Source organism: Nannocystis pusilla, from assembly GCF_020073745.1.
GTDB classification, from domain to species: Bacteria; Myxococcota_A; Polyangia; order Nannocystales; family Nannocystaceae; genus Nannocystis; species Nannocystis radixulma.
Genome location: NZ_JAIRAU010000047.1, coordinates 320,590 through 333,766, shown reverse-complemented (window position 1 = coordinate 333,766; position 13,177 = coordinate 320,590). Strand labels below are relative to the sequence as shown.

Annotated in this window: 14 protein-coding genes; 13 read left to right on the top strand and 1 reads right to left on the bottom strand. The window is 73.0% G+C overall.

Going from position 1 to position 13,177, the window contains the following annotated elements; genetic code table 11:
• The first annotated feature begins 6 nt into the window (after positions 1–6).
• The 13 genes from plsX (at position 7) to K7C98_RS34450 (ending at position 12,479) form a co-directional block, all read left to right on the top strand.
• Positions 7–1,068 (top strand): phosphate acyltransferase PlsX, encoded by a 1,062-nt coding sequence (gene plsX, locus K7C98_RS34510; protein ID WP_224196102.1) that lies wholly within the window; start codon positions 7–9, stop codon positions 1,066–1,068.
• On the top strand, positions 1,065–2,048 hold the full coding sequence (gene fabD, locus K7C98_RS34505) for an ACP S-malonyltransferase (RefSeq protein WP_224196101.1): 984 nt from the start codon (positions 1,065–1,067) through the stop codon (positions 2,046–2,048). The genes plsX and fabD overlap by 4 nt, the downstream gene beginning before the upstream one ends.
• Complete coding sequence (locus K7C98_RS34500; protein ID WP_224196100.1) at positions 2,048–2,845, top strand: 3-oxoacyl-ACP reductase family protein; 798 nt, start codon at positions 2,048–2,050, stop codon at positions 2,843–2,845. Before fabD ends, K7C98_RS34500 begins: the two co-directional genes overlap by 1 nt.
• Positions 2,846–2,899: 54 nt before the next feature.
• Positions 2,900–3,145 (top strand): acyl carrier protein, encoded by a 246-nt coding sequence (acpP, locus tag K7C98_RS34495; protein WP_224196099.1) that lies wholly within the window; start codon positions 2,900–2,902, stop codon positions 3,143–3,145.
• A gap of 9 nt (positions 3,146–3,154) precedes the next feature.
• Positions 3,155–4,393, top strand: coding sequence for a beta-ketoacyl-ACP synthase II (gene fabF, locus K7C98_RS34490; RefSeq protein WP_224196098.1), 1,239 nt, complete (start codon positions 3,155–3,157; stop codon positions 4,391–4,393).
• A 3-nt stretch (positions 4,394–4,396) separates the two neighbouring features.
• Positions 4,397–4,837 (top strand): ribose 5-phosphate isomerase B, encoded by a 441-nt coding sequence (gene rpiB, locus K7C98_RS34485; protein ID WP_224196097.1) that lies wholly within the window; start codon positions 4,397–4,399, stop codon positions 4,835–4,837.
• A gap of 1 nt (position 4,838) precedes the next feature.
• Complete coding sequence (gene nrdR, locus K7C98_RS34480) at positions 4,839–5,456, top strand: transcriptional regulator NrdR (RefSeq protein WP_224196096.1); 618 nt, start codon at positions 4,839–4,841, stop codon at positions 5,454–5,456.
• On the top strand, positions 5,453–6,688 hold the full coding sequence (gene ribD / locus K7C98_RS34475) for a bifunctional diaminohydroxyphosphoribosylaminopyrimidine deaminase/5-amino-6-(5-phosphoribosylamino)uracil reductase RibD (protein WP_224196095.1): 1,236 nt from the start codon (positions 5,453–5,455) through the stop codon (positions 6,686–6,688). Before nrdR ends, ribD begins: the two co-directional genes overlap by 4 nt.
• A gap of 60 nt (positions 6,689–6,748) precedes the next feature.
• Positions 6,749–7,504, top strand: coding sequence for a riboflavin synthase (locus K7C98_RS34470; RefSeq protein WP_224196094.1), 756 nt, complete (start codon positions 6,749–6,751; stop codon positions 7,502–7,504).
• 4 nt (positions 7,505–7,508) lie between these two features.
• Complete coding sequence (ribB, locus tag K7C98_RS34465) at positions 7,509–8,669, top strand: 3,4-dihydroxy-2-butanone-4-phosphate synthase (RefSeq protein WP_224196093.1); 1,161 nt, start codon at positions 7,509–7,511, stop codon at positions 8,667–8,669.
• Between the two features lie 16 nt (positions 8,670–8,685).
• Positions 8,686–9,975 (top strand): bifunctional phosphopantothenoylcysteine decarboxylase/phosphopantothenate--cysteine ligase CoaBC, encoded by a 1,290-nt coding sequence (gene coaBC, locus K7C98_RS34460; protein WP_224196092.1) that lies wholly within the window; start codon positions 8,686–8,688, stop codon positions 9,973–9,975.
• Positions 9,976–11,096: 1,121 nt separating this feature from the next.
• A complete protein-coding gene (locus K7C98_RS34455; RefSeq protein WP_224196208.1) occupies positions 11,097–11,621 on the top strand; it encodes a uracil-DNA glycosylase in 525 nt (174 codons plus the stop codon).
• A 216-nt stretch (positions 11,622–11,837) separates the two neighbouring features.
• Positions 11,838–12,479, top strand: coding sequence for an HU family DNA-binding protein (locus tag K7C98_RS34450; protein ID WP_224196091.1), 642 nt, complete (start codon positions 11,838–11,840; stop codon positions 12,477–12,479).
• Between the two features lie 120 nt (positions 12,480–12,599).
• Here K7C98_RS34450 and K7C98_RS34445 read toward each other — a convergent pair whose 3' ends face one another.
• On the bottom strand, positions 12,600–13,160 hold the full coding sequence (locus K7C98_RS34445; protein WP_224196090.1) for a hypothetical protein: 561 nt from the start codon (positions 13,158–13,160) through the stop codon (positions 12,600–12,602).
• Between the last annotated feature and the right edge of the window lie 17 nt (positions 13,161–13,177).

The following is a 13,177-nucleotide window of genomic DNA, read 5'->3' as shown; positions in this document are numbered from 1 at the left end:
TAAGAGGTGGCGGCGACGAGGAAGATCGCGCTCGACGCCTTCGGCGGTGATCACTGTCCCTTCGTCGAGGTCGAGGCCGCAGTCCTCGCCGCGCGCGCCGGGCAAGAGGTGATCCTCGTCGGCGATCGGGCACGGCTCATGCCGCAGCTCGCGCTCCTCGGGGTCACTCGCTACGACGGCGAGGACGGCATCACGGTCCATCACGCGTCGGAGGTGATCACCATGGAGGACACGCCCTCCAAGGTGGTGCGCTCCAAGCCCGACGCGTCGATGCTGGTGTGCTTCGACCTGGTCCGGCGCGGCCAGGCCGCGGCCGTGGTCTCGGCCGGCAACTCCGGGGCGATGCTGGCGTGCGGGCTGTTCCGCTTCGGCCGGCTCAAGGGCATCGACCGCCCGGCGATCGTCTCGAGCTTCCCGCGGCCGAAGGGCGGCCCGTGCGTGCTCATCGACATGGGCGCGAACGTCGACTGCAAGCCGATCAACCTCGTGCAGTTCGCGGTGCTGGGGGCGATCTTCTCCCGCACCGTGCACGGGATCACGCCGCGCGTCGGCGTGCTGTCGAACGGCAGCGAGGAGGGCAAGGGCACCGATCTCACGCGCGCGGCCCACCGCCTGCTGTCCGCCCACCCGAGCCCCGCGTTTTCGTTCCACGGCTACGTCGAGGGCAAGGACTTCTTTAAGGACACGGTCGACGTCATCGTCACCGACGGGTTCACGGGCAACGTCGCGCTCAAGGTGATGGAGGGGACCGCCGGCGGCATCGTCGGGTTCCTGCGCGCCGCGGTGATGAAGACCGCGCGCACCCGCCTCGGCGGGCTGATCCTGCGCCCGGCCTTCCGCGCCCTCGGCGAGCAGCTCGACCCCGACAGCTACGGCGGCGCGCCGCTGCTCGGCGTCGACGGGGTGGCGATCATCTGTCACGGCGGCGCCGGGCCGAAGGCGCTCGCCGGCGGGATCCGGATCGCGGCCGACTACGCGGCGCGCGACCTCACGCCGGCGCTGCGCGCCGCGATCGGCGATCACCGCGAGCTGTTCGCGGCCGCCAAGCGCGAGGATTCACCTGTATGAACGAACATGTCTCTTCAGACAGCTCCTCGGCTGGGGTCGCCCGGCCGCTCGCGTTCCTGTTCCCCGGTCAGGGCAGCCAGGAGCCCGGGATGGGCAAGGCGCTGGCCGAGGCGTTCCCGGCCGCGCGGCGCGTGTTCGCCGAGGCCGACGACGCGCTCGGCGAGCCGCTGTCGCGGCTGTGCTTCGAGGGCCCGGCCGAGGCGCTGGCGCAGACCGCCAACACCCAGCCGGCGATCCTCACCTGCAGCATCGCGGCGTGGACGGTGGTCACGAGCGAGCTCGGGCTGCAGCCGGCCGCGCTGCTCGGTCACAGCCTCGGCGAGTTCTCGGCGCTGGTCGCCGCGGGCGCGCTGGCGTTCGTCGACGCGGTCAAGCTGGTGCGCCTGCGCGGGCTCGCCATGCAAGAGGCCGTGCCCGCGGGCGTGGGCGCGATGGCGGCGGTGATCGGCGCCGACCCGCTCGCGCTCGAGCAGTGGTGCGAAGAAGCGAGCGCCGGGGGCGAGGTCGTGAGCCCCGCGAACGAGAACGGCGGCGGACAGATCGTGATCGCCGGGCACGCGGCGGCGGTCGAGCGGGTGGTCGCGCGCGCCAAGGAGAGCAAGGCGCGAGCGATGAAGCTCAACGTGTCGGCGCCGTTCCACTGCGCGCTGATGCGGCCCGCGGCCGAGCGGGTGGCCGAGGCGCTGGCGACGATGGACATCGCCGCGCCGCGTGCGCCCGTGATCGCGAACGTCGATGCCGAGCCGTATCCGACGAGCGGCGGGCCGCAGGACGTCCGCGATCGACTCGTTCGTCAGATCACCGGCCGCGTCCGCTGGGAGGCGTCCGTGCGAACGGTGATACGCATGGATATCTCTCGCGGGCTCGAGCTCGGGCACGGCAAAGTGCTCTGCAACTTGATTAAACGCATCGACAAGGGCTTCTCGCTCGCCGCCGTCGGTTCCCCGGCGGACCTCGATGTGCTAAAGCTCGGCACCTAGTGTCGGGCCACGAAGCCAATACCCAGCCCCGGGCGCTGCCGCCGTCGCTCGCGCTCACCGGGCGCGTCGCGCTCGTGACCGGCGCGTCGAGAGGGATCGGGCGGGCGATCGCCAAGCTGCTCGCGCAGCGCGGGGCGAGCGTCGCCGTCAACTACGCCGCCCGCGAGGACGCCGCCCGCGAGCTGTGCGACGAGATCGTCGCCGAGGGCGGCGCGGCCAGGCCGTACGGGTTCGACGTCGCCGACGCGGCCGCGGTCGAGGCCGGCGTGCAGCGCATCGCCGCCGAGCTCGGCGGGCTGCACATCCTCGTCAACAACGCCGGGATCTCGATCGACGCCCTGCTGATGCGCGCCTCCGCGGCCGACTTCCAGCGCGTCCTCGACGTGAACCTCAAGGGCGCGTTCTTCTGCGCCAAGGCGGCCGCTCGCCAACTGCTCAAGGCCAAGGCCGACGGCCGCATCATCAACATCAGCAGCGTGATCGGCGAGCAGGGCAACGCCGGCCAGGCGATGTACGCCGCCGCCAAGGCCGGCATGCTCGGCCTGACCCGCTCGCTCGCCCGCGAGTTCGCCAGCCGCGGCGTCACCGTCAACGCGGTCACGCCGGGCTTCTTCGAGACCGACATGACGGCCGCCAGCGTCCAGGGCGAGGCCCGCGAGGCGCTGCTCAAGCAGATCCCGCTGGGCCGGATCGGTCGACCCGAAGAGGTCGCCGAGGCCGTGGCCTACCTGGCCGCGCCGGCCGCCGCCTACATCACGGGGCAAGTCCTCGCGATCAACGGCGGCCTGCGCATGTGAAGCCTCCGTATTTAGTGCGCCGCTTGTGACCCGTCCTGAGAGGGAACTACCACCATGACGACATCCGACATCGAGAAGCAGGTCATCGAAATCGTGCGCGAGCAGCTCGACGTGAAGCCCGAGGACTGCACGCTGGACAAGATCTTCACCGACGACCTCGGCGCCGACTCGCTGGCGATCGTCGAGCTCGTCCTCGCGTTCGAGGAGCACTTCGAGATCAAGATCCCCGACGAAGAGGTCGAGAACATCAAGACCGTCGGCGACGCGGTGAGCTACATCCGCGCGCGCCGCAAGGCCTGAGAGGTCGTTGTGACGGGGCGCAGGGTCGCGATCACGGGAGTGGGGCTCATCAGCCCGCTGGGCGTCGGCAACGACGAAAACTGGCGGAGCTTGTGCGCGGGGCAGTCGGGGATCGGGCCGATCACGCGGTTCGACGCCAGCATCTTGTCGACGCGGATCGCGGGTGAGGTCCGAAACTTCGATCCGACCCGCTGGATCGCCAAGAAAGAGGTCCGACAGATGGACCTCTTCATCCAGTACGCGATCGCGGCCGCGGCGATGGCCGTCGAGGACGCGCAGCTCGGTGCGCCCGACGACCCCGAGCGCTTCGGCGTCTACGTCGGCGCCGGCCTCGGCGGTCTGCCGGTCCTCGAGGCCACGCACGACTCGCTGCGCGAGAAGGGCCCGCGCCTCGGCATCAGCCCGTACTTCGTGCCGGCGATCATCGTCAACCTCGCGCCCGGGCAGATCTCGATCCGCCACAACTACCGCGGGCCGAACATGAGCCACGTGTCGGCCTGCTCGACCGGCGCCCACAGCATCGGCGAGGCGTTCCACCTGATCGCCCGCGGCGGCGCCGACGTGATGATCGCCGGCGGCACCGAGGCCACGGTGTCGCCGCTGTGCGTCGGCGGCTTCGCGTCGATGCGCGCGCTGTCGACCCGCAACGACGAGCCGACCAAGGCGTCGCGGCCGTTCACCGTCAGCCGCGACGGCTTCGTCCTCAGCGAGGGCTGCGGCCTCGTGATCCTCGAGGAGTGGGAGCGCGCGAAGGCCCGCGGAGCCCGGATCTACGCCGAGATCGTCGGCTACGCGGCCACTTCCGATGCGCATCATATCACCGCGCCGTCGCCCGACGGCGAGGGCGCGCAGCGGTGCATGCGGCTCGCGCTGCGCGACGCGGGGCTCGCCCCCGAGACGGTCGGCTACATCAACGCGCACGGCACCTCGACCAGCGCCGACGCGACCGAGACCGGCGCGATCAAGGCGGTGTTCGGCGAGCACGCGCGCAAGCTGGCGGTGTCGTCGACCAAATCGATGCACGGCCACCTGCTCGGGGCCACGGGCGGGCTCGAGGCGGCGATCTGCGCCCTCGCGCTGCACCACAACGTGCTGCCGCCCACCATCAACCTCGACGAGCCGGACCCCGACTGCGACCTCGACTACGTGCCGCACGAGGCGCGCCGCGTCGCGGTCGACGTCGCCCTCTCCAACAGCTTCGGCTTCGGCGGCACCAACGCGTGCCTCGTGTTCAAGCGGGCGGGCTAGACCATGCGCGTGCACCTCGGCAGCGACCACGCGGCGATCGATCTCCGGCGCGAGCTCGCGGCCGCCGTGGCCGCGTTCGGCCACGAGGTCGCCAGCGAGTCCGGGCCGGCCGCGGCCAGCGAGTCGGTCGACTACCCCGACGTGGCGGTCGAGGTCGCCCGGCGCGTGCGCGCCGAGCCGGGCTCGCTCGGCCTCCTGGTCTGTGGGACAGGTCAGGGGATGGCCATGGCCGCCAACAAGCAGGCGGGCATCCGCGCCGCCGTGGTGATGGATCCGTTCAGCGCGGCGATGGCCCGCGAACACAACGACGCCAACGTGCTCTGTCTGGGCGCGCGGGTCGTCGGCGTCGAGCTGGCGAAGGTCCTGCTCAGGACCTTCCTCGACGCCCGCTTCGCCGGGGGGCGCCACGCCCGGCGAGTCGAGAAGCTGGAGCCCGGGGGGTAGGTTGCTCTGCCCGGTCTGCCGCAGCGGGAGCATCAAGGTCCTCGACTCGAGGGAGAGTCGGGACGGCGGTGCGATCCGGCGGCGACGTGCGTGCCTCGACTGCAACCACCGCTTCACCACCTACGAGCGCATCGAGACCACGCCGCCGATCGTGCTGGGGCGCGGCGGAGGCAAGCAGCTGTTCGATCGCAACAAGATCCGCGCCTCGCTGCAGGCGGTCTGCCGCAAGCGCCCCGTCGATGACGAGCAGATCGAGGCGCTGCTCGGCGTGGTCGAGCTGTGGGCCGCGACGCGCGGCGAGAAGGAGATCCGCGCCGAGGAGATCGCCGACCGGATCCTCCGGTTGCTGCGCCCGCTCGACGCCGTCGCCTACGTGCGCTACGTCGCCATCCACGGCGAGTACCAGGCGGTCGACGAGTTCGTGCACCTGTTGAACGAGATGGAGAAGGCCGCGCACACCAGCCCCGAGGGCCAGCGCACGCTGTTCGAGATCGACGCCCGCGGGCAGATCCAGCTCAGCGCGCCGACCCGGCTGCCGGCCTTCGCCGAGGGCGAGGACGAGGCTGACTCTGGGGACAGGTCCGCGCCGGCAGCGTCGCCGGAGAGCGAGGTGAATTGATTTACCCGGAGCTCGCTGACCTGCTCGGCGGCGCGAGCGGGACCGCGGACGACGGCCCGGCTGCGATCGCGGCGGCGCTGGCGAGCGCGCCGGCGGCGGACGAGTCGCGGGCGGCACGCGACGTCCGACTGATGGGCGCGGCCGTGGCGCTGGCTCGCTCGGGCACCGGCGCGACCTACCCGAACCCGTGCGTGGGCGCGATCGTCGTGCAGGGCGAGAAGGTCGTCGGCGCCGGGCGCAGCGCGGTCACGGGAGGCCCGCACGCCGAGGTCGCCGCGCTGCAGCAGGCCGGCGAGGCCGCGCGCGGGGCGACGGTCTACGTCACGCTCGAGCCGTGCTCGCACTTCGGCCGCACGCCGCCGTGCACCGGGTCGCTGATCGCCGCCGGGGTGGCCGAGGTCGTGATCGGCAGCCTCGATCCGGCGGTGCACGCCGGCGGTCGCGGGATCGAACTGCTGCGCGCGGCCGGCATCCGCGTGCGTGAGGGCGTGCTCGCGGGCGCGTGCGCGTCTGCGCACGAGCACTACCTGCACCACGAGAGGACGCGACTGCCGTTCGTCACGCTGAAGATCGCGTCGTCGCTCGACGGCCAGATCGCGGCTGGCTCGGGGGACAGCAAGTGGATCACCGGCGCGCCGGCGCGGCGCCTCGGACACTGGTTGCGGGCCCGTCACCACGCGATCGCCGTGGGCGCCGACACGGTGCTGCGCGACGATCCCGCGCTGTCGGTGCGCATGGTGACCGGCGTCGACCCGCTGCCGGTGATCTTCGACAGCGGGCTGCGCGTGGCCGGGGCGGTGCGCCGGCCGACGTTGCTGCGGCCGGGCACCGTGGTGCTGCACACCAGCCGCGCTCCCGCCGCGGCGCAGCGGGCGGTCGAGGAGCTCGGCCTGCGGCGCATCGAGCTCGACGGCGACGCCGAGGGCCGGGTCGACGTCGCCGGCGCGTTGCAGGCGCTCGGCAAGCTGCCGCTGCGTTCGCTGTTGGTCGAGGGCGGCGGGCGGATGATCGCCAGCTTCGTCGCCGCCGCCGCGTGGCAGCGGTTCTATTGGTTCCATGCGCCGATCGTGCTGGGTGACGGACGTCCCGCCGCCGCCGGCCTCAAGGTCGCGGCGGTCGCCGACGCCACGCGGCTTCGTCCGCTGCTGCGCACCGACGTCGGGGTCGACGGCCTGACCGTCCTCGGCCCGCCGGCGGACGCCGCCGACGATCCCGAAGGACGCGAGATCTGACGCATCCGGCGGGCTCTGCGGGCCGTCGCACCGGCCGGTGATCTGTGCCATAACCCCCGCATGTTCACCGGCCTCGTGCGCGGCGTCGGCACGGTCGAGCGCGTGATCCCTGGCGCGCAGCGACGCACCTTCGTGATCCGCTACGCGCTGTCGGAGGGCGATCGCAGCCTCGGCGCCAGCGTGGCGATCTCCGGCGTGTGTCTCACCGTGGTCGCCTCGACCGCCGGCGACTTCACCGTCGAAGCCGCGTTCGAGACGCTCGCGGTCACCACCCTCGGCGAGCTGCGGCCCGGCAGCCGCGTCAACCTCGAGCCGGCGCTACGGCTCGGCGACGCGCTCGGCGGCCACCTCGTGTCCGGCCATGTCGACGGCCTGGCGCGCGTGCGCAGCCGGGTCGCCCGCGGCGACGCGGTCGAGATGTGGTTCGACGTCCCGGGCGAGCTGGCCCGCTACATCGCGGTCAAGGGCAGCGTGTGCGTCGACGGCGTCAGCCTCACGGTCAACGCGGTCGACCCGCGTGGGTTCGCCGTGGGCCTGATCCCGCACACGCTCGCGGCCACGACCCTGGCCGACCTGAAGGTGGGCGACGCGCTCAACCTCGAGGTCGACCTGCTGGCGCGCTACGTCGCCCGCCTGCTCGGCGCCGGGGCCGAGGCCGGCCGGGCCGCCGCGCCCGCGGTCACGCGCGAGGCCCTGGTCCGCGCCGGCTACCTCGACGCCGCGGCCGGCTACGCCGCCGCGGCCGACGTGAATGCTGACTCCGGGGACAGGTCCGAAGCGCCCTGTCCCGAAGCACCTGTCTCCAAGAACAGCTAAAGACATGAGCGAAACGACCAACTACGAGCACGTGGAGCGCTGCATCGAGGTCATCCGCCGCGGCGGGATGATCGTCCTCGTCGACGACAAGGACCGCGAGAACGAGGGCGACCTGGTGTGTGCGGCCGAGCACTGCACGGCGGAGCAGGTCAACTTCATGTGCCGGTGGGGTCGCGGGCTGATCTGCCTGGCGCTGACCGCCGACCGCGTGCGCGAGCTGCGGCTGCCGATGATGGTGCCGACCGACCCGGGGCACATGGGCACCGCGTTCACGGTGTCGATCGAGGCGCGCAGCGGCGTGACGACCGGCATCTCGGCGGCCGACCGGGCGCAGACGATCCGCGTCGCCAGCGACGAGCGCTTCGGCCCGACCGACATCGTCAGCCCGGGGCACATCTTCCCGCTGCGGGCCCAGCCCGGCGGCGTGCTGGTCCGCTCGGGCCACACCGAGGGCTCGGTCGACCTGGCCCGCCTGGCCGGCCTGCGCGCCGCGGGCGTGATCTGCGAGATCATGCGCGACGACGGCGAGATGGCCCGCATGGACGACCTCGAGTCGTTCGCGCGCACGCACGAGCTGCCGATCCTGACGATCGCCGATCTGATCGGCTACCGCCTCCAGCGCGAGACGCTGATCGAGGAGGTCGCCCGCCAGCCGCTCGAGTCGCCGATCCTCGGCATCTCCGCGGAGGACGGCTGGACGATGCACACGTTCCGCTCGACGGTCGAGCCGGCCAGCTTCTTCGTCGCGCTGTGCAAGGGCGACCTGCACCAGCGCGAGGACGGCGACGACGCGGTGCTGCTGCGCGCGCAGCGGTCGCAGGTGCTCGAGGACGTGTTCGGCGTGACGGGCGACGGCGCGGCGAGCCGCATGCGCGCGAGCCTGAAGCAGATCGATCGCGCCGGCCGCGGGGTGTTCCTCTACGTCCTCGGCCACCGCTGGCCGTCCGACCCGCTGCTGACGCCGCGCGCGGCCGAATCGGCGCCGGCGCTCAAGCCCGCCGAGGCCGGCTTCCGCGACTTCGGCCTCGGCGCGCAGGTGCTGCGCAGCCTCGGCGTCCACCGGATCCGCGTGATCACCAACAACCCCCGCAAGATCGTCGGCCTGTCCGGCTTCGGGATCCACACCGTCGGCGTCGAGCCGCTGCAGGAGGGGCCGGTTGACTGAGGCTGGTGCCACGGACATGTCCCATGGGACACGTCCGCGGGGCCGTCGCGTCCTGCTGATCGTCAGCGGCGGGATCGCGGCCTACAAGGCGCCGGAATTGGTGCGGGCGTTCGTCGCCGCCGGTTGCGAGGTCCAGGTGGTGATGACGCCGGCGGCGGAGGCGTTCGTCAGCGCGCTGTCGCTGGCGACGGTGTCGACCCGGCCGGTGCGCACGCGCCTGCTCGACCCGGAGGAGGAGGGCCACGTCGGCCACATCGAGCTCGCCGACTGGCCCGACCTGGTGGTCGTCGCGCCGGCCACCGCCGACCTGCTGGCGCGCGCGACCCACGGCCTGGCGAACGACCTCGCCGCGACGGTGCTGCTGGCCACGCGCGCGCCGGTGCTGTGGGCGCCGGCGATGAACACGAACATGTGGCGCCACCCGGCCACGCAGGACAACCTGGCGACACTGCGCGCCCGCGGGGCCGAGTTCGTCGGGCCCGATCGCGGGCAGCTGGCGTGCGGGTGGATCGGCGAGGGCCGCATGATCGACCCGCCGCTGATCGTCGCCGCCGCGCTGGCGCGGCTCGGCGTCGGCCGCGGGCCGTGGGCGGGCAAGCGCGTGCTGGTGTCGGCCGGGCCGACGCGCACGTACATCGATCCGGTCCGCTTCGTCACCAACGCGTCGACCGGGGCGATGGGCTTCGCGCTGGCCGAGGCGGCCCAGCGCGCCGGCGCCGCGGTGACGCTGGTGGCCGGACCGGTCGAGCTGGCCACGCCGGCGGGGGTGCGCCGCGTCGACGTCGAGACCGCGGCCGAGATGCAGGCGGCGCTGGAGAACGAGCTGTCTCAAGGGCCATGTGACTGGGTGGCCATGGTCGCGGCGGTGCAAGACCTCGAGATCGACGGCGGCGCCGCGCGCAAGCTCGAGAAGGCCGAGCTGCTGGCGACGCTGCCGACGCTCGCCTGGCGGGCCGCGCCCGACATCCTCGCCGCGCTCACGGTCCGCTTCGGCCGCGGCGCGGCGCCGGGCGCCCCGCGCTCGCGCTTCCTCGGGTTCGCCGCGCAGACGGTCGAGGATGGCCCCGAGGACAGGTTGCAGCAGGAGCTGATCCGGCTCGGCTCGGCCAAGCTGCGGGCCAAGGGCGCCGACGCGATCTTCGTCAACCGCGTCGGCGCGCCCGGGGTCGGCTTCGCGTCGGCGACCAACGCCGGCCTGTTGCTGGCGCGCGACGGCGACGCGATCGCCGTGCGCGCGTCGGGCCCGCCGATCGCCAAGGCGGCGCTGGCGGCCTGGCTGCTCGACGCGCTGGCGGCGACGAACTGACGGAGGATCTCGCGGTGGAAGGCGATCGACGCGACGCGACCCGGCGGCTGGCGGTTCAGTTCGCCGCCCACCTGCGTCACCTCCGGGAGTTCCGCGGTCTGGCGTACGTGTCCGCCGCGGCCTCTCCGCGTCGCGCGAGCGCGCCGATCTCCGCGCCCGAGGAGCGATCGCCGGCGCCGGACAGCACCTGGCCGTCCGGACAGGCGACCGAGCGCACCGCCGCGGGGGCGCGCGCGCCGACATGGCCCGAAGACCAGGCCAGATCCGCCCGCGATCCCGAGCCGCGAGCGCGCACACAGCCGGGCGCGGCCTCGGGGCCGCCGCCGCAGGAGACGAAGCGAGGGCGCGCGCAGCCGGGCCCGGCGGACTGGGAGCCGTCGCAGGAGACGACGCGAGGGCGCGCGCAGCCGGGCCCCGAGGACTGGGAGCCGTCGCTGCCGCAAGAGACGCCACGCGGTCGAGCGCAGCCGGGCCCGGATGACTGGGAGCCGTCGCCGCAGGAGACGACGCGAGAGCGCGCGCAGCCGGACCCCGGAGACTGGGAGCCGTGGCCGCCGCAGGAGACGACACGCGGGCGCGCGCAGTCGGGCTCCGGAGACTGGGAGTCGTCGCAGCAGGAGACGACACGCGGGCGCGCGCAGCCCGGCCCTGCACACCGGGAGCCGTCGCCGCACGAGCCGACGCGAGGGCGCGCGCAGCCGGGCCCTGCAGACCGGGAGGCGTCGTCGCAGGAGACGACGCGAGGGCGCGCGCAGCGGGGCCATGCAGACCGCGAGTCGTCGCCGCAGGAGACGACGCGAGGGCGCACGCAGCGGGGCCCTGCAGACTGGGAGCCGCCGCCGCAAGATGCACCGCGTTCGCGCGCGCCCGCGGAGCCGCCGCGCGCTCGCACGGTCCACCAGCAGCCCGCGGAGCCGTCGCCGCGGCCCCGGACGGTCAGCCTGCCGCTGGCGGATCAGGGGGCACCGCCGCGTGCGGCCGAGGGCGCGCCGCGCCCGGCCGGCGATGCCTCGCTACGCGCGCAGGCTCAGGCGTGGACGCCGGCGCAGAAGCTCGAGTACTTGCGGGCCCGTAACGTCGGCGACTGCACCCGCTGCAAGCTCTCGAAGACCCGCACGAACATTGTATTCGGCGTCGGCGACCCCGACGCGCGGGTGATGTTCATCGGCGAGGCGCCCGGCGCGGACGAAGATCGGCGCGGCGAGCCGTTCGTCGGCGCTGCCGGCCGGCGGCTGACGCAGTGGATCGAGCGCCTGGGCATGAAGCGCGAGCAGGTCTACATCGCCAACGTGCTGAAGTGCCGGCCGCCCGGCAACCGCGAACCGGCCGCCGACGAGATCGAGAAGTGCTCGCCGTTCCTGCGCGCCCAGATCCGGGCGATCCGTCCCGCGGTGATCGTGGCGCTCGGCCGGCACGCGGGGATGTTGCTGACCGGCACCGATCAGGATCTGAAGTTGGCACAGATGCGCAACCGTCGTTGGACCTACGACGACCCGGGTGCAGGCCTGCAGATCCCACTTCACGTCACGTATCATCCGTCGTACGTGATCCGACGCGAGGGTGAACTCCCTCCGGGGCAGCGAAATCCGGCCGACGACACGGTGATGTCGGACCTCGAGCGAGCGCTGCGCGTGCTGCGAAGTTGATCGCGTCATGCACATGCAATGCCCGGATGCGCGACGGATTTTCACGCGTGAAGAGCTGTGGAGAAGTGGGCCGCGCGCGCCGCTTGCGATCCGCGTCGTGAAATTTCTGTAGTCCAGTTTTCAGCGATGATCGTCACGTCCGCTGCGGATGCTGTTCGGCAGTACAGTTGACGGTTCGCGTCGCCACTTCTACAGTCACGTTTCTGTGGCGACGCGATGACGAAGGCTGAACTCATCGAAAAAATCGCACGCAACCGTGATCTGCCGCCGGACATCACGAAGAAGTGCGTGCAGCAGATCCTCGAGATCGCGTTCGGGGAGATGGCCGCCTACTTCGTCAAGGCGAGGGTGACGCGGGCCCAGAGCCCGCGCTTCACGTTCCCCGGCTTCGGCACCTTCACCAAGAAGAAGCGCTCGGCTCGCAAGGGCGTCAACCCGCGGACGCTCGAGCCCATGACGATCGACGCGGCCTTCACGATCGACTTCCGCCCGGGCGTCGAGCTGCGTGCGAGCCTCAACGCCCCGGCCGGCAAGTCCGCCCCCGCGGCTCGCAAGCGGCGCGCCGGCCCGGCCCAGCTCGAGCTCGAGCCGCCGTGCGCCGATCCGGCCGAGCTCGACGAGGTCGACGAGGAGGAGCTCGGCGACGAGGCCGACGAGGCGCTGATCCTCCGCCGCCGCTTCACCGCGCGCGAGGACCTCGAGGAGGACGACGTCGACGACGAGTTCGACGAGGTCTCGCTCGACGTGCTGCGCCGCAGCCAGCCCGCCGACCCGCGGCTCGAGCTGCCGCCGGCGCCGATGCAGCGCGCCGACGTGCCGGGCCGCCGCGCCCACGCGCGCACCGGCTCGCGCTCCTGAGAGCTGTCCCGCGGGACATGGCAGCCGGCTCGCGCTCCTGTCCCAGAGGTCATGAATGAAGGGCCATGACCTCGCGGTCATGGCCCTTGGTTCACGGAGGGCGGACGAAGGGCCGCCGGCTCACTGCGGCGCGGCCAGCTTGGCCTCGTGCTTGGGCGGCTCGGTCGGCTTGGGGGTGCCGGTCAGGGTGCCGGGCTTGCCCTTCGGCGCCGCGCCGCCGTTGGAGATGGTGCTGGTCTTGGGCTTGGGCTTGGACTCGCCGGCGGTGAGGCTGAGGCCGGCCTGCTGCGGGTCGTCACGCGGGGTGGGCTGGGTCGCGGGGTCGACGAGGCGGGCCGACGCGGGCTCGGTGGCGCGGCCCGGCTTGGGCTCGGCGCGGCCCGGCTTGGGATCGGTGGCGCGGCCGGGCGTGGGCTCTTCGGTCGGCTCCGGCGCGGGCTCGGGAGTGGTGGCGGCGGGCTCGGGCTCGGGGGCGGGCTTGGGGGTGGGCTTGGCAGCGGGCGCCGGAGCAGGTGTGCTCGACGTGTCGACCGCGGCCTGGCGCGCCGGCTTGCCCTTGCCGCTCTTCGTCCCGTCGGTGGTGCCGGGCGCCGTTCCGGAGCGGCTCGACGACGAATACGAGAAGGAGCAGGCGGGCAGCGAGAAGGCGAGGGCCATGAAGACCGGAAGGAGCTTGCGCATAAAACCTCGGCGTCCAG